Origin of the sequence: Methylobacterium sp. WL119 (genome assembly GCF_008039875.1) — a bacterium.
Classification (GTDB): Bacteria; Pseudomonadota; Alphaproteobacteria; order Rhizobiales; family Beijerinckiaceae; genus Methylobacterium.
The window spans coordinates 1-25,259 of the sequence record NZ_VRUU01000017.1 but is presented as its reverse complement, the minus strand read 5'-3'; the positions used below and the strand labels follow the sequence as shown (position 1 = coordinate 25,259).

25 protein-coding genes and 1 pseudogene are annotated in these 25,259 nt (G+C 71.0%); 14 read left to right on the top strand and 12 right to left on the bottom strand.

The genetic code is table 11. The annotated features are described in order from the left end of the window. Positions 1–130 precede the first annotated feature (130 nt). From FV227_RS09375 to FV227_RS09360, 4 genes are all read left to right on the top strand, one after another. Positions 131–400 carry a hypothetical protein gene (locus tag FV227_RS09375; RefSeq protein WP_147858798.1) on the top strand — a complete coding sequence of 90 codons (270 nt, stop codon included), beginning with the start codon at positions 131–133 and terminating at the stop codon, positions 398–400. A 226-nt stretch (positions 401–626) separates the two neighbouring features. Beyond that, positions 627–1,370, top strand: a complete 744-nt coding sequence (locus FV227_RS09370) for a DnaJ family molecular chaperone (RefSeq protein ID WP_147858797.1) — start codon at positions 627–629, stop codon at positions 1,368–1,370. Continuing rightward, positions 1,367–2,113 carry an N-acetylmuramoyl-L-alanine amidase gene (locus FV227_RS09365; RefSeq protein ID WP_147858796.1) on the top strand — a complete coding sequence of 249 codons (747 nt, stop codon included), beginning with the start codon at positions 1,367–1,369 and terminating at the stop codon, positions 2,111–2,113. Before FV227_RS09370 ends, FV227_RS09365 begins: the two co-directional genes overlap by 4 nt. 40 nt (positions 2,114–2,153) lie before the next feature. Next, on the top strand, positions 2,154–2,441 hold the full coding sequence (locus FV227_RS09360) for a hypothetical protein (protein ID WP_147728631.1): 288 nt from the start codon (positions 2,154–2,156) through the stop codon (positions 2,439–2,441). A 9-nt stretch (positions 2,442–2,450) separates the two neighbouring features. On the opposite strand, the gene FV227_RS09355 is transcribed toward FV227_RS09360, so the two are convergent. Continuing rightward, complete coding sequence (locus FV227_RS09355; RefSeq protein WP_147858795.1) at positions 2,451–3,467, bottom strand: TerC family protein; 1,017 nt, start codon at positions 3,465–3,467, stop codon at positions 2,451–2,453. A gap of 212 nt (positions 3,468–3,679) precedes the next feature. Here FV227_RS09355 and FV227_RS09350 point away from each other — a divergent pair, with 212 nt between their 5' ends. Together FV227_RS09350 and FV227_RS09345 are read left to right on the top strand one after the other, a co-directional pair. After that, positions 3,680–4,966, top strand: coding sequence for a TIGR03862 family flavoprotein (locus tag FV227_RS09350; protein WP_147858794.1), 1,287 nt, complete (start codon positions 3,680–3,682; stop codon positions 4,964–4,966). Next, the gene (locus FV227_RS09345; RefSeq protein ID WP_147858793.1) at positions 4,963–5,646 is read left to right on the top strand and encodes a spermidine synthase; all 684 of its coding nucleotides are present in this window, start codon (positions 4,963–4,965) and stop codon (positions 5,644–5,646) included. The genes FV227_RS09350 and FV227_RS09345 overlap by 4 nt, the downstream gene beginning before the upstream one ends. Positions 5,647–5,833: 187 nt before the next feature. Here FV227_RS09345 and FV227_RS09340 read toward each other — a convergent pair whose 3' ends face one another. Further along, complete coding sequence (locus FV227_RS09340) at positions 5,834–6,688, bottom strand: collagen-like protein (RefSeq protein WP_147858792.1); 855 nt, start codon at positions 6,686–6,688, stop codon at positions 5,834–5,836. Between FV227_RS09340 and FV227_RS09335 the strand changes: the two genes are divergently transcribed. The 6 genes from FV227_RS09335 to FV227_RS09315 all read left to right on the top strand — a co-directional run bounded on the left by FV227_RS09335 (position 6,687) and on the right by FV227_RS09315 (position 13,693). Then, positions 6,687–7,694 (top strand): ImuA protein, encoded by a 1,008-nt coding sequence (locus tag FV227_RS09335; protein WP_246686421.1) that lies wholly within the window; start codon positions 6,687–6,689, stop codon positions 7,692–7,694. The genes FV227_RS09340 and FV227_RS09335 overlap by 2 nt on opposite strands. Further along, the gene (locus FV227_RS29755; RefSeq protein ID WP_246686420.1) at positions 7,618–9,189 is read left to right on the top strand and encodes a DNA polymerase Y family protein; all 1,572 of its coding nucleotides are present in this window, start codon (positions 7,618–7,620) and stop codon (positions 9,187–9,189) included. Before FV227_RS09335 ends, FV227_RS29755 begins: the two co-directional genes overlap by 77 nt. After that, a complete protein-coding gene (locus FV227_RS09325; RefSeq protein ID WP_246686419.1) occupies positions 9,186–12,509 on the top strand; it encodes an error-prone DNA polymerase in 3,324 nt (1,107 codons plus the stop codon). The genes FV227_RS29755 and FV227_RS09325 overlap by 4 nt, the downstream gene beginning before the upstream one ends. Positions 12,510–12,562: 53 nt before the next feature. After that, on the top strand, positions 12,563–13,000 hold the full coding sequence (locus FV227_RS09320; protein ID WP_147858789.1) for a hypothetical protein: 438 nt from the start codon (positions 12,563–12,565) through the stop codon (positions 12,998–13,000). A 67-nt stretch (positions 13,001–13,067) separates the two neighbouring features. Then, positions 13,068–13,313, top strand: a complete 246-nt coding sequence (locus FV227_RS29750) for a Uma2 family endonuclease (RefSeq protein ID WP_246686418.1) — start codon at positions 13,068–13,070, stop codon at positions 13,311–13,313. After that, positions 13,274–13,693: a Uma2 family endonuclease gene (locus tag FV227_RS09315; RefSeq protein ID WP_246686417.1), complete on the top strand. Its 420-nt coding sequence runs from the start codon at positions 13,274–13,276 to the stop codon at positions 13,691–13,693. Before FV227_RS29750 ends, FV227_RS09315 begins: the two co-directional genes overlap by 40 nt. A gap of 9 nt (positions 13,694–13,702) precedes the next feature. On the opposite strand, the gene FV227_RS09310 is transcribed toward FV227_RS09315, so the two are convergent. Beyond that, on the bottom strand, positions 13,703–14,242 hold the full coding sequence (locus FV227_RS09310) for a formaldehyde-activating enzyme (protein ID WP_147858788.1): 540 nt from the start codon (positions 14,240–14,242) through the stop codon (positions 13,703–13,705). A 179-nt stretch (positions 14,243–14,421) separates the two neighbouring features. Between FV227_RS09310 and FV227_RS09305 the strand changes: the two genes are divergently transcribed. After that, the gene (locus FV227_RS09305; RefSeq protein ID WP_147858787.1) at positions 14,422–14,655 is read left to right on the top strand and encodes a hypothetical protein; all 234 of its coding nucleotides are present in this window, start codon (positions 14,422–14,424) and stop codon (positions 14,653–14,655) included. Between the two features lie 4 nt (positions 14,656–14,659). Here FV227_RS09305 and FV227_RS09300 read toward each other — a convergent pair whose 3' ends face one another. From FV227_RS09300 to FV227_RS09265, 8 genes are all read right to left on the bottom strand, one after another. Then, positions 14,660–15,106, bottom strand: a complete 447-nt coding sequence (locus FV227_RS09300) for a hypothetical protein (protein WP_147858786.1) — start codon at positions 15,104–15,106, stop codon at positions 14,660–14,662. Positions 15,107–15,201: 95 nt separating this feature from the next. Further along, a complete protein-coding gene (locus FV227_RS09295; protein ID WP_147858785.1) occupies positions 15,202–15,603 on the bottom strand; it encodes a type II toxin-antitoxin system VapC family toxin in 402 nt (133 codons plus the stop codon). Further along, positions 15,603–15,857 carry an AbrB/MazE/SpoVT family DNA-binding domain-containing protein gene (locus tag FV227_RS09290; protein ID WP_147858784.1) on the bottom strand — a complete coding sequence of 85 codons (255 nt, stop codon included), beginning with the start codon at positions 15,855–15,857 and terminating at the stop codon, positions 15,603–15,605. Before FV227_RS09290 ends, FV227_RS09295 begins: the two co-directional genes overlap by 1 nt. A 64-nt stretch (positions 15,858–15,921) precedes the next feature. Next, positions 15,922–19,674: a methionine synthase gene (gene metH, locus FV227_RS09285; RefSeq protein ID WP_147858783.1), complete on the bottom strand. Its 3,753-nt coding sequence runs from the start codon at positions 19,672–19,674 to the stop codon at positions 15,922–15,924. Positions 19,675–19,841: 167 nt separating this feature from the next. Beyond that, entirely contained in the window at positions 19,842–20,762 is a 921-nt protein-coding gene (gene metF, locus FV227_RS09280; protein ID WP_147840880.1) for a methylenetetrahydrofolate reductase [NAD(P)H], read from the bottom strand. A 56-nt stretch (positions 20,763–20,818) separates the two neighbouring features. Beyond that, on the bottom strand, positions 20,819–21,829 hold the full coding sequence (locus FV227_RS09275) for a metalloregulator ArsR/SmtB family transcription factor (RefSeq protein WP_147858782.1): 1,011 nt from the start codon (positions 21,827–21,829) through the stop codon (positions 20,819–20,821). 69 nt (positions 21,830–21,898) lie between these two features. After that, the gene (locus FV227_RS09270; RefSeq protein WP_147858781.1) at positions 21,899–22,825 is read right to left on the bottom strand and encodes an ROK family protein; all 927 of its coding nucleotides are present in this window, start codon (positions 22,823–22,825) and stop codon (positions 21,899–21,901) included. After that, on the bottom strand, positions 22,822–24,213 hold the full coding sequence (locus tag FV227_RS09265) for a dicarboxylate/amino acid:cation symporter (protein ID WP_147858780.1): 1,392 nt from the start codon (positions 24,211–24,213) through the stop codon (positions 22,822–22,824). Before FV227_RS09265 ends, FV227_RS09270 begins: the two co-directional genes overlap by 4 nt. 258 nt (positions 24,214–24,471) lie before the next feature. Here FV227_RS09265 and FV227_RS09260 point away from each other — a divergent pair, with 258 nt between their 5' ends. Beyond that, positions 24,472–24,897, top strand: coding sequence for a L,D-transpeptidase (locus FV227_RS09260; RefSeq protein ID WP_246686416.1), 426 nt, complete (start codon positions 24,472–24,474; stop codon positions 24,895–24,897). 89 nt (positions 24,898–24,986) lie between these two features. Here the strand turns inward: FV227_RS09260 and FV227_RS09255 are convergent. Continuing rightward, a pseudogene (locus tag FV227_RS09255) lies at positions 24,987–25,259 on the bottom strand (hypothetical protein); the annotation flags it as partial.

Sequence of the window (25,259 nt, the reverse complement as noted above, 5' to 3'; positions counted from 1 at the left end):
GGTGCCCGTCGCCGATCTCGACGGAACCTTGGCCGTGGCAAGTGCATTTCATGGCCGATAAGGCTAAGCTCGGACCGCACCATCACCACGGCGAAATGCCGGACCGGATGCACAAGGGAGTCACGGACTCATGAAGAAGCTCATCGCCGTCGCCCTCGCAGGCACCCTCGCCCTCTCGGTCGGCGCCTGCAACACGCCGCAGGACCGCGCCCTCGGCGGCGCCGGTCTCGGCGCCCTCGCCGGTGCCGCGATCGGCGGAGCCGCCACCGGCCGCGCCGGCGGCGCCCTCGCCGGTGCCGCGATCGGCGGCGCGAGCGGCGCCATCGTCGGCGCCTCCACCGCGCCGCGCTGCCCCTACGGCACCTACCGCGACGCCTACGGCGACGTGTACTGCCGCTGAGGCCTCGCCGCCGACCGAACGTCGAAGGGCCGGAGCCGAGCGCTCCGGCCCTTTCTTCGTTCCAGGCCTGGGCCGGAGCCGAGCGCTCCGGCCCTTCCGCGTTTCCGGTCGAGCCTGTATCCCCGGCGGCTTGTCGTCGCCGGATCCCGTCAGGGTCCCCGGCGGCACCGCATAGAGGCCTGCCGGTGACCGTTCCGCATCTCCGAAACATCCCCGCCGGGTCCCGATGAGCTCGGGGATCTGGGGCAAGATCGGCGGCGCCGGGATCGGCCTCGCCATCGGCGGCCCGCTCGGCGGGCTCGTCGGCGGCCTCGCGGGCCATTACCTCGTCGACCGCGAGGGTGCGCTGTTCGGGCCGATGCCGCGCGACGTGGTCTTCACCACCGGCCTCGTCGCGCTCGCCGCCAAGATGGCGAAGTCCGACGGGGTGGTGACCCCGTCCGAGGTCGAGGCCTTCGGCAAGGTCGTGCAGGTCGGCGAGGCGGAGCGCGCCCGCGTCACCCGGCTGTTCGACCTCGCGAAGCGGACGACCAACGGCTACGAGGCCTATGCGCGGCAGCTCGCCAACGCCTTCCACGACGAGCCGTCGCTGCTCGAGGACGTCCTCGACGGCCTGTTCCACATCGCCACCGCCGACGGCGCGATCCATCAGGCGGAGGAGGCCTATCTCCGCGCGGTGGCCGAGATCTTCGGGTTCGACGACGCCGCGTTCCGCCGCATCGCCGCCCGGCACGTGCGGCTGGCCGACGACCCCTACCTCGTCCTCGGGCTCGAGCACGGCGCCGACCCGGCTGCGGTGAAGGCGCGCCACCGCCAGCTCGTCGCCGAGAACCACCCCGACCGCGCCATCGCCCGCGGCCTGCCGCCCGAGGCGGTGGCGATCGCCACCAAGCGCCTCGCCGCGATCAACGCGGCCCACGACCGGATCCTCGCGGACGGCGCCGCCGCGGTGGAGGGCGGTTCGCCATGACACCGGACAGCCCGCTCGCCACCCGCATCCAGCCCTCGCCGAACCACGGCGAGCGCCTCGGCCCGCGGCCGGACATGCTGATCCTGCACTACACCGGCATGACGAGCGCGGCCGCCGCTATGCAGCGGCTCGCCGACCCGATCGCCGAGGTCTCGGCCCATTACGTCGTGCTGGAGGACGGCGCGATCTGGCAGATGGTGCCGGAGAGCCGCCGGGCCTGGCATGCGGGGCGGGCGTCCTGGCGCGGCGAGCGCGACGTGAACTCCCGCTCGCTCGGCATCGAGATCGTCCATCCCGGCCATGCCGGCGGCCTGCCGCCCTACCCGGAGGCGCAGATCGCCGCCGTGACAGCGCTCGCGCGCGACCTCGTCTCGCGCTGGGCGATCCCGGCCGACCGGGTGCTGGCGCATTCCGACATCGCGCCCGGCCGCAAGGAGGATCCGGGCGAGACTTTCCCTTGGGGCCGGCTCGCGGCGGACGGCGTCGGCCATCACGTGCCGGAAGTGCCGCTGCGCGACGGGCGCTTCTTCGCCGAGGGCGATTCCGGGCAGCCGATCGAGGCGCTGCAGGCGATGCTCGCGCTTTACGGCTACGAGCAGCCTCTGACGGGCACATTCGATCGCCACATGCGGGACGTCGTCACCGCGTTCCAGCGCCATTTCCGTCAGGCGCGGGTCGACGGCATCGCCGACGCCTCCACCATCACCACCCTGCGCGACCTGATCGCGTCGCGGCCAAGCTGAGGCGGCCGTCAGGGCGCGATCGCCGGATCGCCTCCCTCCCATGTCGGCCGGACTCGCGTTGCTGGCCGCCCTCGCCGCCCCGGCCTCGGCCCAGAATGCGGGCGGGAGGGCGTCGATGAATTCGGCTGCGCCCGCCGCGACCCGTCCGGACCTGCCGGATCTCGGCCGGCCGCTCCAAGTCGCACGGGTCGTGGCGGAGGGGCACGTGCAATTCCTCGGGTCGGATGATGCGGACCCCACCTGCTCGAGCCTCGCGCCCGCCTGCCGCGACAGGGCTTGCGGCGGCATGAACGTCAGCTTCAGCGGCGTCTACCACCGGGGCGGCTGACCCTCCGGCTCAGGCCCGACCGTGCAGCTCGGCTTCGCGCGCATCCGCATGCGCCTCGCCCCGGGTGCGCCACAGGCTGTAGAGGATGCCGATCGTCAGCAGCACCACGGTCACCGCCAGCGACACCCACGGCGGCACGTGTACGAGGCCGAAGGTGTCGGCGACGACGATCTTCGTGCCGATGAAGATCAAGATGAAGGCGAGCGCCGTCTTGAGGTAGGCGAAGCGATCGACCATTGCTGCCAGCGCGAAGTAGAGCGCGCGAAGCCCGAGGATCGCGAAGATGTTGGAGGTGTAGACCACGAAGGTATCGGTCGTGATCGCGAAGATCGCCGGCACGCTGTCGACCGCGAAGATCACGTCGGCGCCGTTCACAAGCACCAGGGCGAGCGCCAACGGAGTGAGCCACAGGGCGGTCTTGCCGGTCCTGGCATCGGTCTTCCGCACCAGGAAATGCTGGCCGTGAAGCTCGGGCGTGATCCGCAGCTTCGCCCTGAGCCACCGCACGGCGGCGTGATCCTGGAAGTCGCCGCCGTCCTCCTCCTTGGAGAACAGCATCTTCAGGCCGGCATAGATCAGGAAGGCGGCAAACAGCGACAGCACCCAGGCGGCCTGATGCACCAGGGCGGCGCCGAGCCCGATCATCAGTCCGCGCAGCAGCACCGCGGCGAGGATGCCCCAGACCAGCACCCTGTGCTGGGCGGCGAGCGGGATGCCGAGCGCCGACAGGATGACCGCGATGACGAAGACGTTGTCCATCGACAGCGACTTCTCGACCACGAGCCCGGTGACGTATTCCTGGGCGGGCTGCGCGCCAAGGTACCACCAGATCCAGCCGCCGAAGGCGAGGCCGAGGCTGAAGTAGAAGGCGGTGAGGAGAAGGCTCTCCTTGACGCCGATCTCGTGCTCCTTGTCGCGATGGAGCAGGCCGAGATCGAAGGCGAGCAGGGCGGCGACAAGGGCGTGGAACCCGAGCCACATCCAGATCGGCTTGCCGAGCCACTCGACGTACATGAAATCGACCATGAGCGGGACCGTGATGCTTCTTTTGCAAGGAAAGCATCGGCTCCGACATCACGGAAGCATCTTGAGAGAGCATCCCGCCAGAGGGGCCCGCAGCCGATGAGCGGCAGTTAAAGACCCGAACGCGGCGAATCAAGGGCGGGCTCGAGCGATGCCGGTCCATGCAGGCATGCCTTGACAGCGGGGACGATCGGACGCCTTCCGCTGCGATGGACATGCGAGACGACGACGTGGCGCAGGACGACGCCTCCCGGAACGAGGTCGCGGTCGTCGGCGGCGGCCCCGCCGGGCTGGCGGCGGCCGAGGTGCTGGCCGCGGCCGGGCACCGGGTCGCGATCTACGACCGGATGCCGTCGGTCGGCCGGAAATTCCTGCTCGCCGGCCGCGGGGGCCTGAACCTGACCCACAGCGAGCCCGTCCCGGACTTCCTGCGGCGCTACCACCCGTCCGGCAGCCTGGCCGGGGCGATCGCGGCGTTCCCGCCGGATGCGTTGCGGGCCTGGTGCGATGGCTTGGGGGAGCCGACCTTCGTCGGATCGAGCGGGCGGGTGTTCCCGAAGGCGTTCAAGGCCTCGCCCCTTCTGCGGGCCTGGCTGCGCCGCCTCGAGGGCGCGGGCGTCGGCATCCGCACCCGGCACCGGCTCGTGGCCGTCGAGGACGGCACGCTGGTGTTCGAGACGCCGGACGGGAAGAGCTGGACGAGGCCGAAGGCGGTGCTGCTGGCGCTCGGCGGCGCGAGCTGGCCCCGCCTCGGCTCGGACGGAGCCTGGGTGACGATGCTGGCGAATCTCGGCGTCGCCGTCGCGCCCCTGCGCCCGGCCAATGCGGGCTTCGCGGTGGCATGGTCGGACCATTTCCGCGAGCGCTTCGCCGGGCAGCCCCTGAAGCGGATCGGGTTGACCGCCGACGGCGTGATCGTGCGGGGGGAGGCGCTGATCACCGCCGACGGCATCGAGGGCGGTGCGATCTACGCGGTGTCGCGGGCCCTTCGCGCGATGATCGAGCGCCAGGACAGGAACGGGAAGGACGCGGGAAGCAAGGGCGCCGCGCGCTTGGTGCTCGACCTGCGTCCCGACCTCAGCGCGAGCGCCCTCGCTGACCGGCTGTCCGACCCGCGGCCCGGCGAATCGATGGCGACGCGCCTGCGCAAGGGGGCCGGCCTGTCGCCGGTGGCGGCGGGGGTGCTGCGCGAGGCTGCGGGCGTCGCGCTGCCGGCCGACCCGGATGCGCTCGCCGGGCTGATCAAGGCCGCACCGTTGCGCCTGCACGCGATGGCGCCGATCGAGCGTGCGATCTCCACCGCCGGCGGTGTCGGCTTCGACGGGCTCGACGCGGGCTTCATGGTTCGGAAGCGGCCAGGCCTGTTCGTGGCCGGCGAGATGCTCGACTGGGAGGCGCCCACCGGCGGCTACCTGCTCCAGGGCGCGATCAGCAGCGGTCGGGCGGCGGCGGCCGGGATGGCGGCGTGGCTTGCCGGACGAGAGGACGTGAGCGCCGCATGATCCCCTGGGAGAACCTCGACACCGCTTCGATCCCCGGCGACGGCGGCACCCTGCGGCTGCGGCGGCGGGGCACCGAGTACGCGATCATGCTCGGCCAGAACGAGCTGATGAACAGCCGGCTCAGCGGCTCGGAGGAGGCGCTGGCGACCCTGGCCTGCGGCAGGATCGCATCGCGCAGGGCGCCGCACGTGCTGATCGGCGGGCTCGGCATGGGCTTCACCCTGCGCGCCGCGCTCGGTGCGCTGCCTCCCGGGGCGGCGGTGACGGTGGCCGAGCTCGTGCCCGCTGTGGCCGCCTGGGCGCGCGGCCCCCTCGCCGACGTGTTCGCCGGCATTCTCGACGATCCCCGCGTAACCTTGCGCGAGGTGGACGTGGCGCGCGCGATCGGCGAGCGGCCGGCCGCCTGGGACGCGATCCTGCTCGACGTCGACAACGGGCCGGACGGCCTGACGCGGGCCTCCAACGACCGGCTCTACGATCCGGCCGGCCTCGGCGCCGCCCATGCCGCCCTGCGTCCGGGCGGGGTCCTCGCGGTCTGGTCCGCGGGGCCTGACCGCAGCTTCGGCCGCCGCCTGCACGATGCGGGCTTGAGCGTCGAGGAGGTCGCCACCCGTGCCAACGGCCGAAAGGGCGGCGCCCGCCACGTGATCTGGCTCGCAGTACGTTCCGGCCGCGGCTGAGGCTGGAATTACTTCATCCCCTGCGCGACCGACCGGCCGGTTCGAAGCGCGGGTCCCATCTCCCATAAGGAGAAGGACAGGTTGAGGGGCGTGAGCTTTGCGGAGGAGTCACGCCCCTCACCCCAACCCTCTCCCACGGGAGAGGGAGCGTGCCGTGCCTCGCGCGATCGATCCGGTGACGCGACCGTCACATCCGCGCGCAGAACCCGACCATGCCGGCGGCTTCCGACGGGCAGGAAGCGGTTGCCGTCCCGTCGGTGCCTTGCGAGAAGACCGGGGTGCCGGCCTTGAGGCAGTAGGCCGAGACGAAGACCTCGCCGCCCGCGCAGGCGATCTCGCAGCCGGTGGCCGGGCAGGTCTCGCTCCGTACCGCCCGGAACGGCGTTGCTGGGGCCGCGGCAGGGAGCGCGGCGGCGGCAGGTCCCGCCGGGCCGGCCTCCCCCTTCTGTCCCGCATCTCCCTGGGGGCCGGCCGCGCCTCTGGGGCCCGCCTCCCCTTTCGGACCCGTCTCGCCCTTAGGACCCATCTCGCCTCTGGGACCCGTCTCGCCCTTCGGGCCGGCCTCGCCCGCCGGTCCGGCCGGGCCAGGAAGCCCCGCCACGCCCTGCGGGCCGGGCTCGCCGCGCACCCCGGTCTCGCCCTTGGCGCCGGCCTGTCCCTCGGGGGCGCAGTTGGCGATCACGGACTCGCGCTCGTCCTCGTTGCTCTTCAGCGACACGACGCAGCTGCCCGGTCGGTAGGGCAGACGGAACAGGAAGCGGCCGCGGGAATCGGCCATCACCGACACGTCCTCGTCCATCACCACGACGGCGCCGCCCTTGCGCACCGAACCTGAGATCCGCAGGTCGCCGGCCTCAATGCGGGCGTCGTAGACCATGATCGGCTGGGAGGGCGCTTGAGGCCGACGCGCACGCTGGCGGGCCGGTGCGGACGCGGCGGGCGCATCGAGTCCCGGCGCTGCCGGCTGCTGGGCCTGCGCGCGGCCGGCGAGGACCAGGCATCCGGCGATCAGCGTGGCGAAGCGCGCGCGATGAAGGATCATGTCGGACATTCCCCGCCGCCGGATCGCGCGGCGGCGGGACATTGCCGCCCGGCTGCCACCGGGGTCAACCCTGGCCATGGCCGCCTCCAAATGGAGCCGATCCACACCCTTCCACACCCGTCCACAGGCCAAGCTGCTGCCCCGGTGGGACTATTTTCGGGCGGTGCGAAACCGTTTGAAAGTGTTCTTGTTTTGTTCTTATCTGACGTCATGTCGGAGCTGGGACGGGATGGAGCGGTCGCGTGACGAGCCGGATGAGCAGGGACCGTCCACGGCGGAACGGCTCGCGGAATTGCGGGCCCGCCTCGACGCGGAGCGGCGCCCCGGCGCGGGCGGCGTGCTGCCGTTGGGCGTCGTCGACCTCGACGCCCGACTTCCAGGCGGAGGCCTCGGCCTCGGCCTCCTGCACGAGGTCGCCCCCGAGGGCGCGGGCGACGAAGCCTCGGCCCTCGGCTTCGTGCTGGCCCTGGTCGCCCGCCATCTCGCGCGGGCGGCGGGCGACGCCCTCCTCGTCGTCGCCCCCGGCCATCCCATCCCCTACGGCCACGGCCTCACCGGGCTCGGGCTCGATCCGGGGCGCCTGCTGCTGCTGGAGGCCGAGGCCGACGCTTCCGTGTTTGGAGCCCTCGAGGAGACGCTGCGCGCCGGGCACCTCGCGGCGGTGGCCGGGCTCGTCGCGGATGGGCTTCCGCTGAAGCCGGGCCGGCGCCTGCAGCTGGCCGCCGGATCCTTCGGCACCGCGCCGCCCCTTCTCCTCATCCTGCGGCCCGGCCGGGCCGACTTGCCGAACGGCGCGGCGACGCGCTGGCGGATCGCGGCCGGCGGCGCGGCGCGCGACCGGTTCGGCTGCACCCTGCGTCCCCGTTGGCGCGCACGGCTCGACCGCTGCCGCAATGGCCGGCCGGGCGACTGGCTCCTGGAGTGGGATCATGCCGCGCATCGTTTCGATCTGCCTGACGGAGTGGCCCGTCGCGCGCCTGATGCGCGCGGGAGCCGCGCCGGATGACGGCGTCCCCCTGGTGATCGCCGCCGCCGGGGCCGGCGGCCTGCGGCTCACCGCCGTGAACCCCGCCGCAGCCGCCCTCGGCCTGCGACGCGGCGAGCCGCTGGGCCGCGTGCGGGCGCGGATCTCGACCCCGCTCCACGTCCACCCAGCCGATCCGGCCGCCGACGCAGCGGCGTTCGCCAGGCTCTGCCTCTGGGCGCAGCGCTACACGCCGTGCGTCGTCCCCTTCGGCCCGGCCGAGGCCTGCGACGGCCTGTACCTCGACGTCACGGGGGCGGCCCACCTCCTGGGCGGCGAAGCCGATCTGGTCGCGGACCTCGCCGCGCGCCTCGCGCGATCCGGGATCCCGGCACGGATCGCGCTCGCCGACACGCCCGGCGCGGCCTTCGCCCTCGCGCGATACGGGCGCGGCGAGACCATGTGCGTCCCATCGGAGAGGACCGAGCAGGCCCTGAGGCCCCTCCCCGTCGAGGCCCTGCGCTGCGAGCCAGCCGTCGCCGTCGCCCTGAAGCGGCTCGGCCTGCGCAGGATCGGCGCCGTCCTCGACGCGCCGCGCCCGCCGCTGGCCCGCCGCTTCGGCGCGGCGCTCCTCGTTCGCCTCGACCAGGCGGCCGGGTGCCGGCCGGAGCCGCTCGTCCCGGTCACGGAGCCCGTGCGCTACGGCGCCGCCCGCGGCTTCCTCGATCCGATCGGCAGCCAGGAGATCATCGTCGCCACGGTGCGGCGGCTGATGGCCGAGATCGCGCCGCGCCTGGAGGCGGACGGGCTCGGCGCCCGCGGCTTTCGCCTGTCGCTGCACCGGGTCGACGACGTGGTGCGCGCCCTCGACCTCGGCCTGTCCGAGCCGAGCCGCAGCCCCGACCACGTCGCGCGCCTGCTGCAGCTTCGGCTCGAACGGCTCGGCTCTGGCCTGGATGCGGGCTTCGGCTTCGAGACGGTCCGCCTGGACGTGTCCGCCACCGGCCCGATGCCCGGCCGGCAAGCTACCCTCGCCACCGGCCCCGCCCCTCAGGACGACCGGACCGCCGGCCTCGCCGACGCCCTGCGCCAGCGCTTCGGCCGACCCGTGATCCGCCTGAGCCCCCGTGCGAGCCACGTGCCCGAGCGCGCCGACCGCATCGCCCCTTGGCACACCGAACCTTGGCGCACCGAACCTTGGCGCATCGAGCGCGTCGTCCTGCACTGGCCCGATCCCGATGCCGGCATCGGTCCCCGGCCGCTGGTGCTGTTCGACCGCGGCGAGGCGGCCGAGGACGTGATCGCCCTGGTGCCGGAGGGGCCGCCGCGCCGTTTCCGCTGGCGGTCCCGCCTCCATCGGATCGCGCATTCGGAAGGGCCGGAACGGATCGAGCCCGAATGGTGGCGCGAGGCCGGCGTCCCGCGCGACTACTACGTCGTCGAGTGCGAATCCGGCCGCCGGCTCTGGCTCTACCGCGACGGCCCGAACCTGGCCGACCGGCCGGCCGCCTGGTTCGTGCACGGGCTGTTCGCGTGACGGCGGCGGCTTACGCGGAACTGGCCGTCTCGACCAACTTCTCGTTCCTTCGCGGCGCCTCGCATCCGCAGGAATACGTCGAGCAGGCGATCGCCTACGGGCTCCGCGCCATCGGCATCGCCGACCGCAACACCCTCGCCGGGGTGGTCCGCGCCTATGCGGCGGCCCGGGTGAAGCCGGAGCGACCGGGCGCGAAGGACATCTGGAACATCCCGTTCCTGCCGGGGGTGCGGCTCGTCACCGAGGACGGGTTCGAGGCGGTGACCTACCCGATGGATCGGGCGGGCTACGGCCGCCTGTGCCGGCTGCTGTCCTCGGGCAACCGGCGGGCGCGCAAGGGCGAATGCCGCTTCTCCTTCGCGGAGATGCTGGAGGCGGCCGAGGGACAGGTCTTCATCGCGATGCCCCCCGGCCGGCGGCTGGTGCCGCCCGCGGCCTTCTCCGCCCGGGTCGAGGCGCTGGCGGCCGCCGCCCCCGGGAGGGTCTGGCTCGGTGCCAGCCACCGCCACCGCGGCGACGAGCGCCGGCGTCTCGGGCTGCTCGCCGAGCTCGGGCATCGCCTCGGCGCGCCGATGGTCGCGGTGTCCGACGCCCTCTACCACCATCCCGACCGGCGTCCGCTGCAGGACGTGATCGCCTGCATCCGCGAGGGCTGCACCCTCGCGGAGGCCGGCTACCGCCTGGAAGCCAACGCCGAGCGCCATCTCAAGCCGCCGTCGGAGATGGCGCGGCTGTTCGCCGACCATCCGGAGGCGCTCGCCCGCACGGTCGAGATCGTGGAGGCCTGCGGCTTCTCCCTTGGGATGCTGAGCTACGAGTACCCCGAGGAGCCGGTGCCGCCGAACCGGACGCCCCAGGACTACCTAGAGGAACGGGTCTGGGACTGCGCGCGCTGGCGCTTCCCCGACGGCGTCCCCGAGGACATCGAGAGGACCCTTCATGGGGAGCTCGCCCTCATCGCGAAGATGAACTACGCGCAATACTTCCTCACCATCCGCGACATCGTGGAGTTCGCGCGCGGCCGGGGCATCCTGTGCCAGGGCCGCGGCTCGGCCGCCAACTCCGCCGTGTGCTTCTGCCTCGGCATCACCGCGGTCGACCCGACCCAGATCCGCCTGCTGTTCGCCCGCTTCATCTCCGAGAACCGCGACGAGCCGCCCGACATCGACGTCGACTTCGAGCACGAGCGCCGCGAGGAGGTGATCCAGTACCTCTACGGCAAGTACGGCCGCGAGCGCGCGGCGATCTGCTCGACGGTGATCCACTACCGCCCGCGCTCGGCCATCCGCGAGGTCGGCAAGGTGCTGGGGCTGACCGAGGACATCACCGCCTCGCTCGCCGAGACCGTGTGGGGGTCGTGGGGCAAGGACCTGCCGGACAAGCACGTGGCCCAGGCCGGCCTCGATCCCGGAAACCCGGCGATCCGGCAGGCGGTGGACCTGGCGGTCTCGCTGATTGGCTTCCCACGGCACTTGTCGCAGCATGTCGGTGGGTTCGTTCTGACCCGCGGGCGGCTCGACGAGACCGTGCCGGTCGGCAACGCCGCGATGCCCGACCGCACCTTCATCGAATGGGACAAGCACGACATCGACGTGGTCGGCCTGATGAAGGTCGACGTGCTGGCGCTCGGCATGCTCACCTGCATCCGCCGCGGGCTCGATTTCCTGGCCCGCGACTACGGCCTCGACTACCCGACCCTCGCCGACCTGCCGCCGGAGGATCCGGAGGTCTACGCGATGCTGTCGAAGGCCGATTCCGTCGGCGTGTTCCAGGTCGAAAGCCGGGCGCAGATGTCGATGCTGCCGCGGCTGAAGCCGAACGCATTCTACGACCTCGTGGTGCAGGTCGCGATCGTCCGCCCCGGCCCGATCCAGGGGGACATGGTGCACCCCTACCTGCGGCGGCGGTCTGGTGCCGAACCGGTGGAATACCCGGCCCCCCACCCCGATCACGGGCCGGCCAACGAGTTGGAGAAGGTCCTCGAAAAGACCTTCGGCGTGCCTCTGTTCCAGGAGCACGCCATGCAGATCGCGATCACCGCGGCCGGCTTCACCCCAGCCGAGGCCGACGGCCTGCGCCGGGCGATGGCGACCTTCCGGCACGTCGGCACGATCGGCGGCTTCGAGGAGAAGTTCATCGGCGGGATGATCGTACGGGGCTACCCGAGGGACTTCGCCGAGCGCTGCTTCGCGCAGATCCGCGGGTTCTCCACCTACGGCTTCCCGGAGAGCCATGCGGCGAGCTTCGCGCTGCTGGTCTACGCCTCGGCCTGGCTGAAATGCCGGCACCCGGACGTGTTCCTGGCCGCGATCCTCAATTCGCAGCCGATGGGCTTCTACCAGCCGGCGCAGCTGGTGCGCGACGCCCGCGCCCACGGCGTCGAGGTGCGCGGGCCCGACGTCAATGCCAGCGACTGGGACTGCACCCTGGAGCCGGCCGCGGAGGCTCCCCCGCCCGGGGTGCCGAAGCGGCTCGCGGTGCGGATCGGTCTGCGGCAGATCACCGGGCTGCCGCAGGCTGCGATGCGCCGGCTCGTGGCGTTGCGGGCCAACGGCTATGCCAGCATCGAGGGCCTGCAGGCGGCCTTGGCGCTGCCCCGCAACGCGCTGGAGCGGCTGGCCGAGGCCGACGCGTTCCGCTCCCTCGACCTCGACCGGCGGGCGGCCCTGTGGATGGTGCGGACGCTGGAGGGCGGTCGCATCGCCAAGCCCGTGCCGGACGAAGCCCTCGGCCGGCGCGCGCACCTGCTGGAGGCGCCGTTGCCGCTCTTCGCCTTCCATGCCGACGACGGGCTCTTCCGCAACGAGCCGACCGTGGCGCTGCCGCCGATGCCGGCTTCCGAGCAGGTGGCCGAGGATTATTCCGCCACCGGGCTCTCGCTGAAGGGCCACCCGGTCGCGTTCTTCCGCGCCCGGCTCGCCCGGATCGGCGCCGTCCCGGCCCGCGAGCATCACGATCCCGGCTTTCCCCAGAACGGTCGCGTCACCGTGGCCGGGCTGGTGCTGACGCGGCAGCGCCCCGGCACCGCCAAGGGCGTGGTGTTCCTGACCCTCGAGGACGAGACCGGCATCGCCAACGTCATCGTCTGGAAGAAGGTGTTCGAGGCCAACCGCCGCGCCGCGATGAACGCCCGCTTCCTCGCGGTGCAGGGCCGGGTGCAGCGGGCCGAGGGCGTGGTCCACCTCGTCGCCGAGCGGTTCCGCGACCTGACGGAGGAGTTGCTCGAGCTTCGCGCCGGCGGCGTGCGCCTGCCGCCCGAGACCAACGATTTCGGGGCTCCCACCGACCGGCGGACCTATCGCAGCCGGGATTTCCATTGAGGGCGCCGCGCGCCGAGCCTCGACAGCCGACCGGCTGCGCGTATGGTGCGGCCATGCTTCGCTTCGCCCTCGCCTGCCTCCTGCTGATCCCCGCCGCTGCCCGCGCCGACGAATGCGACGGCCTCGCCCTGAGGATCGCCGCCGCCACAGGCGGCAAGGTCGGGCGCCGCGCCGGCCCCAGCATCGACATCCGGGTGCCCGGCGCGATCAAGCTCGACCTGACCTGCCGGGCCGAGCCGATCGTCCAGGCGAGCTCCGGCGAGACGACGCCGTCGGCCGCCTTCTTCCGCGACCTGTCGATCGCCTCCGAGCTGCTCGTCGGCGAGTCGGCCGGCGCGGTCCAGGCCATCATCGCCACGGCACATGCCACCGCGCTCTCGGAGCGGCGCAAGTCGTTTGTCCAGCAGAACGGCTGGTCGGCGAGCTGCTACACCGACAGCACCGGCTCGATCCGCACCCTCTGCTCGGTCGGCCGCATCCCGCCGGGCTGACATGCGCTTGACCGGTCGTGCGGCCGGGCCGATCTCTCTCGCAGACGTTCTCGGCACGGAGCCCATCATGCCCGCCTTGCTGACGGATGCTTCCCGCCTCGACGCGCATCGAAGCTTCTGGGACTTCGTCGCGTCCCGCCCCGACGAGGAGAAATGGGAACTCATCGAAGGGCGTTTCGTCATGCAGGCGCAGCCGAGCATCGATCATCAGATCATCGCCGGAAACCTCGACCGGCGGCTGAGTGAGGGCCTCGACGGATCGGCTCGGACCGGGTGGTCCTGCAGAACCCGGCGATCGACCTGCGGCCGGTGATCGAGGGGAACGCCTACGTTCCCGACGCCGCCGTGATCGATCGATCCGACGTCGAGCCCGGCGGAAGCGTTTCCGGGACCTGCTACCTCGCCGCCGAGATCATCTCCCCCAGCGACCGCCGGAAGCCCTCGGGCTCGAACCGCGGGAAGATCGCGATCAAGTTGGCGGGCTACCAGGCCCTGCCGATGTGCGACGTCGTCCTGCTGATCGAGCAGCGGGTCGTCGCGGTGACGCTCGCCATCCGCGACGCGGGCGGCTGGATCACGCGACGCCTGACCGATCCCGGCGAGCGCCTGATCCTGCCCGCCGCCGGCCTGGATTGCCGGGTCGTCGATCTCTACGCGCGCACCTCGCTGGCACGCGCGCGGAGGACCGCCTGAGCGTTCGCCTCAGTACTCGACGACGTCCTCGAGCGCGTAGTGCTTCACCGTCTTGCGGTTGGCGATCAGCTCCTCGATCGTCGGCTCGCCCCGTATGGCGCGGCCGATGGCGAGCTTCGTCGCCTCGTAGTTGGTGCGGTAGAGGTCCTTGCGGTCCACGTTCGGATCGGCGCCGCAGCGCTCGTCGAGCCAGATCATGATGATCATGCACAGCTCGTCCAAGCCGTCCTTGGGCAGGATGCCCTCGATTACGCAATCGACGATCGCGTCGCCGGTCGCGGCCTGAACCACGCCGCCGAGAAGCTCGGCGTATTCCGCGGTGTGGATCGTGACCTTCGTGGTCATCATCGTCGCCGGGCGCACGAGCTGGTTGAGGTCGCGCACCACGAACATCCGGGTGTGGCCCTGCACCTGGCCCATCATGCCGGCGAAGGCCTGGCCGACCGGGCCCCGCGTCGAGCCGATCAGCACCTCGGGCATCGCGTCGGTGTATTGCCCCTCGGCGGCGAGCACCGTCGCCTCGCCCGTGCGGAACCAGATCTCGGACATGTCTCTCGGCCTTGGAAGCGGCGCCCCGGCGAGGCGCGGTCGGCCGCGCAGACATCATCCCCGGAGGGCTTCGTCAACCGCCGGACCGGGCGGCCGCCTCGATAAAGCCCGGCGCCGGCTCTGGCCTCCGCGGGCGCGATCGGTCATGCAGGACGGCGACCGAACGGGAATGCACGACGATGAGCGATCCGGAGCAGGAACCGGGCCCCGCGGGCGAACGCGGCTGGAGCCTGTCCGCGGCGGCGGCGGGCGACGGCGTGCGCCTCGAGCTCGGGCTGCCCGACCTCGACGGAAAACCGGTCACCGCCATCCTCAGCCTGAGCCGGGCGGAGGCGCGCGCCTTCGCCCGCACGCTGCTCGCCGCCTCGGGCGACGCCGCAGAGCGCAGCTTCCCGCAGACCGCCAAGCGATAGCGACTCAACGCAGCCCGATGCCGGGATTGGTGCGCCCGGGCAGGCGCGGCACCTTCGCGGTGCGCGGCTCGATCGGGGCGCCGCAGGCGTAGACGAACTCGGTCTGCAGGTCGGTGAACACCGTCTCGCCGGTGATCCTGCAATCCTCGCGCACCGTCTCGTCAAGGTAGGTCCGCGCCGCCAGGCGGAAGCGCGCCGCCCGCGTCTCGCCGGGGTCGCGGTCGGCATAGCGGTCGCCGATGCCGCAGCCGGTGAACTCGCGCACCGCGTTCGAGACGATCAGCATCCGTCGTTGCTTGCGCTGGTCGTAGACCTCGTACGGGTCGTTGCAGGAGATCGTCACGACCTGGGGCGTCAGGCTGACATAGGTCTTGGAGATGTGGGAAAACCCGGTGCATCCGGTGACCGCGAGGCCCGTCGCGACGGCGATGACAAACGCCAGCCGCTTCATACCCGTCTCCACGCAACTGACCCGCGGACGACCCGCACGGGCATTGAAGCCGCGAGGGCCGCCCGGTCAAGCTCCGCCGGGACACAGGCGCAGGCTTATGCGCCGCCGCCCTCCCAATCCTCGACCCGCAGGCCGGGGACGCGCGAGAATTCGCGGACGTTGCGGGTGACGAGCGTCACGTCGCGCGCGAGCGCCTGCCCGGCGATCAGGACGTCGTAGGGGCCGATCGGCGTTCCGGCCGCGGCGAGGACCGCACGGATCTCGCCGGCCTGGCGGGCGTTGGCGACGGTGAAATCGATCACGGGGAAGCGCAGGGCATCGATCCCGGCGAGCGTTTCGTCTTGGCGATCACCATGATAGGCACCGAAGAACAACTCGTGCGAAACGATCGCCGAAACGCCGAAATCGCGCCGCCGATGTGCTCGCAACCGCTCCCAAACCCGTTGTCGTTGCTTCAGCAAAGCCACTACGACATTGGTATCAAGCAGATAGAGCATCAGAGTTCGTCGAGCGCCGGGCGGTCTTGCTGCGGCACATCTTCATCCGTGGCTTTCAGGATGGCATCGAGGACGTCAGGGTCGAGCTTGACGGCGATGGCTTCGAGCCAAGACCACTCATCCACGATCGGTTCGAGGATGACCGCCTCGCCGTCGCGTCGGATCCGCACCGTGTCGCCCTCGAACTGGAAACCGGGTGGCAATTGTACCGCCTCCTCCCCGTCCGATCGGATGATCTTCGCGATGTTCGACATGCCGACCTCCCGATGTCCGTCACGAGGATAGATCGGGAGGCCGGAGCCGCAAAGTCGAGGCGGCCTACTCCGCCGCCACCGCCAGGTAGCGCGCCGGATCGTAGTTGAGGATCGGCCCGAGCCAGCGCTCCACGGCGTGCAGGTCCATGCCCTTGCGCATCGCGTAGTCCTCGACCTGGTCGCGCTCCACCTTGGCGACGCCGAAGTAGTGCGCCTTCGGGTGGGCAATGTAGAGCCCGGAGACCGACGAGCCCGGCCACATCGCGTAGGATTCGGTGAGCTTCACGCCGATGCGGCGCTCGGCCTGGAGCAGGTCGAACAGCGTGACCTTCTCGGTGTGATCGGGCTGCGACGGGTAGCCCGGGGCCGGGCGGATGCCGTCGTATTCCTCGCGCACCAGCTCTTCCGGCGTGTAGGTCTCGTCCGCCGCGTAGCCCCAGAACTCGCGCCGCACGCGCTCGTGCATGCGCTCGGCAAACGCTTCGGCGATGCGGTCGGCGAGCGCCTTGACCAGGATCGAGCGGTAGTCGTCGTTGGCGCGCTCGAACTTCTCGGCGATCCGCACCTCTTCCAGGCCCGCCGTGACGACGAAGCCGCCGACGTAGTCGGCGATCCCGGTCTCGGCAGGTGCCACGAAGTCCGACAGGCAGGTATTCGGCCGCCCGTCGCGCTTCGACAGCTGCTGGCGCAGGCCGTGGAAGGTCGCCAGCGTCTCCGAGCGGCTCTCGCCGGTGTAGAGGCGGATGTCGTCGCCGACCGCGTTGGCCGGCCAGAAGCCGAGGATCGCCTTCGGGTTGAACCAGCGCTCGGCGACGATCTGCTTGAGCATCGCCTGCGCGTCCTCGAACAGGGCCTTGGCCGCCGGGCCCTGGTTCGGGTCCTCGAAGATCGCGGGGTAGCGGCCCTTGAACTCGTAGGTCTGCAGGAACGGCGTCCAGTCGATGTAGGGCACGAGGTCGGCCACCTCGTACGAGCCGTAGACGCGCGTCCCGGTGAAGCTCGGCTTCTTCGGCGCGTAATCGGTCCAGTCGATCTTGAACGCGTTGGCGCGGGCCTTGGCCAGCGGCAGGCGCTGCTTGTCGAGCTCTGAGCGGGCGTGGGCGTCGGCGACCTTGGCGTATTCCGCCTGCACCTTCTCGATCACCCCGCCGCGGGTCTCCTTCGAAATCAGGCTCGAGACCACGCCGACCGCGCGGCTGGCATCGGTGACGTAGATCGCCTGCCCGCGCTGGTAGGACGGGTGGATCTTCACCGCGGTGTGGACGCGGCTGGTGGTGGCGCCGCCGATCAGCAGCGGCACGTCGAAGCCCTCGCGCTCCATCTCGGCGGCGACGTGCACCATCTCGTCCAGCGACGGCGTGATCAGCCCGGAGAGGCCGACGATGTCGACGTTCTCGCGCTTGGCGACCTCGAGGATCTTGGTCGCCGGCACCATCACGCCGAGGTCGATGATCTCATAGTTGTTGCAGGCCAGGACCACGCCGACGATGTTCTTGCCGATGTCGTGGACGTCGCCCTTCACGGTAGCCATCAGCACCTTGCCGGCGGCGCGGCGCTGCCCGTCGCCGCCGTTGGCGAGCTTTTCCGCCTCCATGTACGGCTCGAGGTAGGCCACCGCCTGCTTCATCACGCGGGCGGACTTCACCACCTGCGGCAGGAACATCTTGCCCGAGCCGAACAGGTCGCCGACCACGTTCATGCCGGCCATGAGAGGGCCCTCGATGACGTGGAGCGGTCGCGCCACGCCCTGGCGGGCCTCCTCGGTGTCGGCGAGGATGTACTCGGTGATGCCGTTGACCAGCGCGTGCTCGATGCGCTTCTCGACGGTGCCCTCGCGCCAGGTCAGGTCGGCGGTCTTCGCCTGGGCCGAGGCGCCGCTCTTGAAGCGCTCGGCCGCCTCCAGAAGGCGGTCGGTGGCGTCGTCGCGCCGGTTCAGGACCACGTCCTCGCACAGCTCGCGCAGTTCCGCCGGCAGCTGGTCGTAGACCGCGAGCTGGCCCGCGTTGACGATGCCCATGTCCATGCCGACCTTGATCGCGTGGTACAGGAACACCGCGTGCATCGCCTCGCGCACCGGCTCGTTGCCGCGGAAGGCGAAGCTCAGGTTCGAGATGCCGCCCGAGATGTGGGTGTGGGGCAGCGTCTCGCGGATGATGCGGGTCGCCTCGATGAAGGCGACGCCGTAGCCGTTGTGCTCCTCGATGCCGGTCGCCACCGCGAACACGTTCGGATCGAAGATGATGTCCTCGGGCGGGAAGCCGACCTCCTCGGTCAGCACCTTGTAGGCCCGGGTGCAGATCTCGACCTTGCGCTCCAGCGTGTCGGCCTGGCCGTCCTCGTCGAAGGCCATCACCACCACGGCCGCGCCGTAGGAGCGGCACACCTTCGCGTCGTGAACGAACTTCTCGATGCCCTCCTTCATCGAGATCGAGTTTACGATCGCCTTGCCCTGGATGCACTTCAGGCCGGCTTCGATGACGTGGAACTTCGAGGAATCGACCATCACCGGCACGCGGGCAATGTCGGGCTCGGCGGCGACCAGGTTGAGGAACTCGACCATCGCCTTCTCGGAATCGAGCAGGCCCTCGTCCATGTTGACGTCGATGATGCTGGCCCCGGCCGCGACCTGGTCGCGGGCGACGTCGAGGGCGGCGGCGTAGTCGCCGGCGGTGACGAGCTTCCTGAACTTGGCCGAGCCGGTGACGTTGGTGCGCTCGCCGACGTTCACGAAGGGGATCTCCTTCGTCAGCGTGAACGGCTCCAGGCCGGACAGGCGCATCAGCGGCGCGATCTCAGGAATTACCCGCGGCGTCTTGCCGGCGACGGCCTCGGAGATGGCGCGGATGTGGTCCGGCGTGGTGCCGCAGCAGCCGCCGACCATGTTGACGATGCCGCCCTCGGCGAACTCGGCGACGAGCTTGGCCATCGCCTCCGGGCTCTCGTCGTAGAGGCCGAACTCGTTGGGCAGGCCGGCATTCGGGTAGGCGCAGACCAGCGTGTCGCAGACGCGGGACAGCTCCGAGATGTGGCCGCGCATCTCGCGGGCGCCCAGCGCGCAGTTGAGGCCGAAGGTCAACGGCCGGCAATGGCGCAGCGCGTTCCAGAACGCCTCGGGGGTCTGGCCCGACAGGGTGCGCCCGGACAGGTCGGTGATCGTGCCGGAGATCTGGATCGGCAGGGTGACGCCGCGCTCGTCGAACACCTGCCAGGTGGCGGCGATCGCCGCCTTGGCGTTCAGCGTGTCGAAGATCGTCTCGATCAGGATCAGCTCGGCGCCGCCGTCCATCAGGCCGCGGACCTGCTCGGCATAGGCCTGCTTGACCTGATCGAAGGTCACGGCGCGGTAGCCGGGGTTGTTCACGTCCGGCGAGATCGAGAGCGTGCGGTTGGTCGGACCGACGGCGCCGGCGACGAACCGGCGGCGGCCATCCTGCTCCTCGGCGAGCTTGGCGGCCTCGCGGGCGAGGCGCGCGCCCTGCGCGTTCAGCTCGTGGATCACCGATTCCATGCCGTAATCGGCTTGCGCGATCGTGGTGCCGGAGAAGGTGTTGGTCTCGCAGACGTCGGCGCCGGCGAGGAAGTAGTCGAGGTGGATCTGCCGGATCGCATCGGGCTGCGTCAGGATCAGCAGGTCGTTGTTGCCCTTCTGGTCGTGGGCGTGGTCCTTGAAGCGCTCGCCGCGGAAGTCGGCCTCGCCGTAGCCGAGGCGCTGGATCACGGTGCCCATCGCCCCGTCGAGGACGAGGATCTTCTCCCGCGCGCGCTGGCGCAGGGCGGCTTCGATCTCGGTGCCGTCGACGGGACGAAGGTCGGTCATGGATGTCTCACTCGTCATTCCGGGGCCGCGCAGCGGAGCCCGGAATCCAGAACCGCGACGGGTCCGGAAGGCCGGTTTCGGCTGCCGTCAAAGACTTGTCGGCAAGGTTCGCGCGTCTGGATCCCGGGCGCGCCCGCGGCGCCCCGGGATGACGGGAGGTCGATCGATCAGGCCGCCTTCGCCGTCGCCACCTTCGGTGCCTGGGCGCGCAGGCCAAGCAGGTGGCAGATCGCGTAGACGAGGTCCGAGCGGTTCATCGAGTAGAAGTGGAAGTCGTTGACGCCCTCGTCGACGAGGTCGAGCACCTGCTCGGCCGCCACCGCCGCCGCCACCAGCCGCCGGGTCTCGACGTCGCCCTCGAGCCCGTCGAAGCGCGCCGCCAGCCAATACGGCACCGAAGCGCCGGTGCGGCGGGCGAAGTTGGCGGCCTGCTTGAAGTTCTGCACCGGCAGGATGCCGGGGATGATCGGGATGTCGATGCCGGCGGCGCGCACCTTGTCGACGTAGCGCAGGTAGACGTCGTTCTCGAAGAAGAACTGCGTGATCGCTTGGTCTGCGCCGGCGTCGACCTTGGCCTTCAGCGCGTCGATGTCGGCGTCGAGCGAGGCGGCCTCGGGGTGCTTCTCGGGATAGGCCGAGACCGAGACCTTGAAGTCGCCGATGCGCTTGATGCCGGCGACGAGGTCCGAGGTCTGCGCGTAGCCGCCGGGATGCGGGCGATAGGCGTGGCCGACGCCCTCGGCGGGATCGCCGCGCAGCGCCACGATGTGGCGCACGCCGGCATCCCAGTAGGACTGCACCACCGCGTCGATCTCGTCGCGGGTCGCATCCACGCAAGTCAGGTGGGCGGCCGGCTTGAGGCCGGTCTCGGTCACCATGCGGGCCACGGTGTTGTGGGTGCGCTCGCGGGTCGAGCCGCCGGCCCCGTAGGTCACCGAGACGAATTTCGGCCCGAGCGGCGCCAGCCGCTCGATCGAGGACCACAGGATCTTCTCCATCTCCTCGGTCTTCGGCGGGAAGAACTCGATCGAGACGCGGATCGGGTGGTAGCCGTCGCGGCTGGCGCGGTGGCGGTTGGCGTTCGGCATGGGCTTCGTCCTCAATGTCGTTCGGTTCAGACGATCGTGGAAGGGCGTCGGCCGCCTCAGGCGACGGCGCGTTCGGGCTGGATGGCTTCGGGGGCGACACGGCCGTCCGCCGCGAGCCAGAGGGTGACGGTGAGCTGGGCCTGCTCGGTCGGCGCGAGGTCGCGGGTCACCACGGTGTCGAGCCCGGCCTCGGACAGCCAGCCCGAGACCTGATCGGCGGCGAAGCCGAGACGGCGGTGGGCCTGCGACTCGCGCAGGAACTCGAGGTCGTGCGGGGCGAAATCGACCACCAGCAGGCGGCCGCCCGGCGCGACGAGGCGGGCGGCCTCGCGCAGCGCCCGCGCCGGCTCGTCGAGATAATGCAGCACCTGATGCACCACCACGAGGTCGAAGCTGCCGCGGGCGAAGGGCGGGGCGTGGATGTCGCCCTGGCGCAGGTCGACCCGCGCCAACCCCATCCGTTCCAGGTTGGCGCGCGCGACCGAGAGCATGGCGTGGCTCGAATCGAGCCCGGTCGCCCGGCCGGCGAGCGGCGCCAGCAACCCGAGCATCCGCCCGGTGCCGGTCCCGAGATCGATCAGGCTGCGGACCGGACGATTGCCCAAGGCCGCGAGCACCGCCGCCTCGACGGTGGCCTCGGGCACGTGGAGCGAGCGCAGCTCGTCCCATTTCGGTGCCAGCCGCGCGAAGAAGGTCTTTGCGGTCTCCGCCCGCTGGTTGCGGACCGCGTCGAGGCGGGCGCGATCCTCGGACAACGGCGCGCCGTCGCGCGACAGGCCGGCGATCAGCGGGTCGACCAGGCCGGCGCGGGTCTCCGCGAGCCGGAAGAACGCCCAAGCCCCCTCGCGGTGGCGCTCGATCAGCCCGGCTTCGACCAGGAGCTTGAGATGGCGCGAGATCCGCGGCTGGGACTGGCCGAGGATGTCGGTGAGGTCGGAGACCGAGAGCTCGCCCTCGGACAGCAGCGCCAGGATGCGCAGGCGCGTCTCCTCCGCCGCCGCCCGCAACACGCCCAGCGCGTCGGGGAAGGAGACCGGTGCCGTCGGGCTGGCGCGATCGTTAGACATAAAGATATCTTTATGTGCGATCGCGGCTGGTGACAAGTGTCTTTTCGCGCGTGGCGGGCGGGCGCCGGGCTATCCGGCGTTCCACAGCCAGGCTGCACCGCGCACGCCCGAGGCGTCGCCATGCAGGCTCTCGCGGATCGGCGTGTCGAAGCGGTCCGAGAAGACGTGCGGTGCGGTCGCCGCCGGCAGGCCGGCGATCAGTTCCGGGACCCGCGAGAGCCCGCCGCCGATCACGAGGACGTCGGGATCGAGGATGTTGACCACGTGCGCGACGCTGCGTCCGAGCCGGTCGAGATAGGCGGCGAAGGTCGCTGTCGCGACGACGTCGCCCTCGCGCATCGCCGCGACCACCGCCTCGGCCGAGACTGCGATGCCGGTGCGGCGGGCGTGGTCGGCTGCGAGGCCCGGCCCCGACACCCAGGTTTCGATGCAGCCGCGACGTCCGCAATAGCAGGCCGGCCCGGGCCGCTCGTCGTCGCCAGGCCGCGGCAGCGGGTTGTGGCCCCATTCCCCGGCGATGCGGCCGCGGCCGGCGAGCGGGCGCCGATCCCAGGCGATGCCCGATCCGACGCCGGTCCCGAGGATCACCGCCCAGACCAGGCTCGACCCGGCGCCTGCGCCGTCGACCGCCTCGGACACGGCGAGGCAGTTCGCATCGTTCTCGATGCGGACGGACCGTCCGAGCGCGGTCTCGAGATCGGCACCGAACCGTTGCCCGTTGAGCCAGTGCGAGTTCGCGTTCTTCACGAGGCCGGTGGCCGGCGAGATCGCGCCCGGCATCCCGACGCCGACCGTGCAGGTGCCGCCCGCCTCCGCCTCCAGCCTGGCGACGAGGTCCGCGATCGTTCGCACCGTGCCGGCGTAATCGTTCCGGGGTGTCGGAAGGCGGGCCTCGGCCAGAACGCGACCGCCGGCATCGAGGACGATGCCGGCGGTCTTGGTGCCTCCGAGATCGATGCCGAGGCGGTGGGCCGCCCCGGTATGCGATGCGCTCACTCCGCGGCGGCGACCTTCGGCGCGCGCGGACCGCTCTCGACCGTCATCAACTCGGGCGTCTCGTCGGAGATGTGCGTGCCGATCGAGACGGGGTGCGCCATCACCTGGTTGAGCTTGGCCTTGTCGAGCTCGCCCTCCCAGCGGGAGACGACCACGGTCGCGACGCCGTTGCCGATCAGGTTGGTCAGCGCGCGGCACTCGGACATGAACTTGTCGACGCCGAGCACCAGCGTCATCGCCGCCACCGGCACCGGGGTGCCCGGGATCGCGGCCAGCGTCGCCGCCAGGGTGATGAAGCCCGCGCCGGTGACGCCCGAGGCGCCCTTCGAGGTCAGCATCGCAACGAGGAAGATCGTCGCGTACTGCCCGAAGGTCAGGTCCGCGCCCACCGCCTGCGCCAGGAACAGCGTCGTGAGCGTCATGTAGATGTTGGTGCCGTCGAGATTGAACGAGTAGCCCGTCGGGATCACGAGGCCGACGACCGAATCCGAGGCGCCGAGGCGCTTCATCTTGGTCATCATGTGCGGCAGCACCGTCTCCGACGAGGAGGTGCCGAGGACGATCAGGAGCTCGTCCTTGATGTAGGCGAGGAACTTGAAGATCGAGAAGCCGCAGAAGGCCGCGATCCCGCCGAGCACCACGAAGATGAACAGCAGCGAGGTGGTGTAGAAGGTGCCGACCAGCCAGGCGAGGTCGATGACCTTGCCGATGCCGTACTGGCCCACCGTGAAGGCCATCGCGCCGAACGCGCCGATGGGAGCGAGCTTCACGATCAGGCCGATGATGCGGAAGAACACCTGGCCAGCCGCGTCGATGCCGTGGGTGATCGCCTCGCCCTTCGCGCCCATCCCGGTCAGCACGCAGCCGGTGAGGATCGAGATCAGCAGCACCTGCAACAGGTCGCCGGTCGCCATCGCGTCGAAGAAGCTCTTCGGGATCAGGCCGAGGATGTGCGCGACGGTGGAGTCGGCGGCCGCCTTGCTGGCGTAGCCCTCGACCGCCTTGGCATCGAGCTTGGACAGGTCGGCGCCGAAGCCTGCGCCCGGCCGGACCACCTCGCCGACGATGATGCCGATCAGCAGCGCGAAGCTCGAGACGACCTCGAAATAGATCAGCGCCTTGAGGCCGACGCGGCCGACCTTCTTCAGGTCGCCGATCGAGGCGATGCCGTGCACGATGGTGCAGAAGATGATCGGCGCGATCATCATCTTGATCAGGGCGATGAAGCCGTCGCCGAGCCACTTCATCGACTTGCCCCAATCGGGGCTGAGGTAGCCGAGCAGGATGCCGAGCGCGATCGCGATCAGCACCTGGATGTAGAGCACCTTGTACCAGGGATCCGGGCGTATCGCCTTCTCGGTCACCGCTACGTTCGTCGAACCGTGCATCGCCTGCGCCATGATCTCGCCCGTGCACGCTTGCCGTGCACCCTCCCATTTGGCCGGAGGCTAGCGAAGTTGGCTTCGGGCCTCAACGGCGGCTGAGTATTTCGACACGCCGAAGGTGTGACAAAAACCTGTTCCTACAGGAAAAACGGTCTTTTCGCGGCAGAGTACAGTGGGCACTGAAGTCATCGCGGTCGCGTCGAAGTCGACGCCGGACGTCCGCGTCCGTCGGCCGACCTTTCCGAGCACCGGAGCTTCGTCGTGCCCCTCGTCCGTGCCGTCCTCAACGCCGCGAGCGGTCTCCTGAGCCTGGCCCTCGTCGTTCCCGCGAGCGCCGGCATCGTCGCCCAGATTGACCAGTCGCGCCAACGCATGCGCGTCTACGTCGACGGGGCGCTCTCGCACGATTGGCCGGTCTCGACCGCACGGAACGGCTACGTCACCCCGAACGGCAACTTCCGGGTCGGGCTGATGGCACCGATGTGGCGCTCGCACAAGTATCACGGCTCGCCGATGCCGCACGCGATGTTCTTCCGGGGCGGCTACGCGATCCACGGCACCTACGCGGTGGGCCATCTCGGACGGCGCGCCAGCCACGGCTGCATCCGCCTCGCGCCCGGCCATGCCAGCCGGCTGTTCGGCCTCGCCCGCAGCCATGGCGGCGCCAGCGTGATCATCCGCAACTGAGGTCGCCCGCCGAACGCGAAGGACCGCCGCTGCGGGGGCAACGGCGGTCCTCGAAGGTCGGTGACGTCGGCGTCCGAAGCGGCAGACGCTCAGGTCTGCTGCGTGCGCCGGGGGCGGACGGTCCACCGTTCGAAGGTCGAGGCCGGATCGTCGGAGGCGGGCTCCTGCGGCTGCTGGATCGCGGCGCCGAGGGCCTGGGACAGGCTCTCGATCACGTCGTCGATCCGCGCATCCTGAGGCGGCGTCTCGGCGGCTTCCGGCTCCGGTGCGTGGACGGCTGCAGGCTCCGGCGTCGGCTCGGCTGCGGCCGGTTCCGGCGCGGGCGGCGGCGCCTCGACGACGGGAGCCGCGGCGACGGCGGC

What these genes read in the sequence shown, in the direction of transcription:
- FV227_RS09305 (WP_147858787.1), top strand. Translation starts at nt 14,422, where the DNA reads ATGAGCGATCCGGAGCAGGAACCGGGCCCCGCGGGCGAACGCGGCTGG.
- FV227_RS09290 (WP_147858784.1), bottom strand. Translation starts at nt 15,857, where the DNA reads ATGTCGAACATCGCGAAGATCATCCGATCGGACGGGGAGGAGGCGGTA.
- FV227_RS09355 (WP_147858795.1), bottom strand. Translation starts at nt 3,467, where the DNA reads ATGGTCGATTTCATGTACGTCGAGTGGCTCGGCAAGCCGATCTGGATG.
- FV227_RS29750 (WP_246686418.1), top strand. Translation starts at nt 13,068, where the DNA reads ATGCCCGCCTTGCTGACGGATGCTTCCCGCCTCGACGCGCATCGAAGC.
- FV227_RS09365 (WP_147858796.1), top strand. Translation starts at nt 1,367, where the DNA reads ATGACACCGGACAGCCCGCTCGCCACCCGCATCCAGCCCTCGCCGAAC.
- FV227_RS09310 (WP_147858788.1), bottom strand. Translation starts at nt 14,242, where the DNA reads ATGTCCGAGATCTGGTTCCGCACGGGCGAGGCGACGGTGCTCGCCGCC.
- FV227_RS09375 (WP_147858798.1), top strand. Translation starts at nt 131, where the DNA reads ATGAAGAAGCTCATCGCCGTCGCCCTCGCAGGCACCCTCGCCCTCTCG.
- FV227_RS09370 (WP_147858797.1), top strand. Translation starts at nt 627, where the DNA reads ATGAGCTCGGGGATCTGGGGCAAGATCGGCGGCGCCGGGATCGGCCTC.
- FV227_RS09300 (WP_147858786.1), bottom strand. Translation starts at nt 15,106, where the DNA reads ATGAAGCGGCTGGCGTTTGTCATCGCCGTCGCGACGGGCCTCGCGGTC.
- FV227_RS09345 (WP_147858793.1), top strand. Translation starts at nt 4,963, where the DNA reads ATGATCCCCTGGGAGAACCTCGACACCGCTTCGATCCCCGGCGACGGC.
- FV227_RS09265 (WP_147858780.1), bottom strand. Translation starts at nt 24,213, where the DNA reads ATGCACGGTTCGACGAACGTAGCGGTGACCGAGAAGGCGATACGCCCG.
- metF (WP_147840880.1), bottom strand. Translation starts at nt 20,762, where the DNA reads ATGCCGAACGCCAACCGCCACCGCGCCAGCCGCGACGGCTACCACCCG.
- FV227_RS09350 (WP_147858794.1), top strand. Translation starts at nt 3,680, where the DNA reads ATGCGAGACGACGACGTGGCGCAGGACGACGCCTCCCGGAACGAGGTC.
- FV227_RS29755 (WP_246686420.1), top strand. Translation starts at nt 7,618, where the DNA reads ATGCCGCGCATCGTTTCGATCTGCCTGACGGAGTGGCCCGTCGCGCGC.
- FV227_RS09360 (WP_147728631.1), top strand. Translation starts at nt 2,154, where the DNA reads ATGTCGGCCGGACTCGCGTTGCTGGCCGCCCTCGCCGCCCCGGCCTCG.
- metH (WP_147858783.1), bottom strand. Translation starts at nt 19,674, where the DNA reads ATGACCGACCTTCGTCCCGTCGACGGCACCGAGATCGAAGCCGCCCTG.
- FV227_RS09295 (WP_147858785.1), bottom strand. Translation starts at nt 15,603, where the DNA reads ATGCTCTATCTGCTTGATACCAATGTCGTAGTGGCTTTGCTGAAGCAA.
- FV227_RS09320 (WP_147858789.1), top strand. Translation starts at nt 12,563, where the DNA reads ATGCTTCGCTTCGCCCTCGCCTGCCTCCTGCTGATCCCCGCCGCTGCC.
- FV227_RS09275 (WP_147858782.1), bottom strand. Translation starts at nt 21,829, where the DNA reads ATGTCTAACGATCGCGCCAGCCCGACGGCACCGGTCTCCTTCCCCGAC.
- FV227_RS09340 (WP_147858792.1), bottom strand. Translation starts at nt 6,688, where the DNA reads ATGATCCTTCATCGCGCGCGCTTCGCCACGCTGATCGCCGGATGCCTG.
- FV227_RS09335 (WP_246686421.1), top strand. Translation starts at nt 6,687, where the DNA reads ATGTCGGACATTCCCCGCCGCCGGATCGCGCGGCGGCGGGACATTGCC.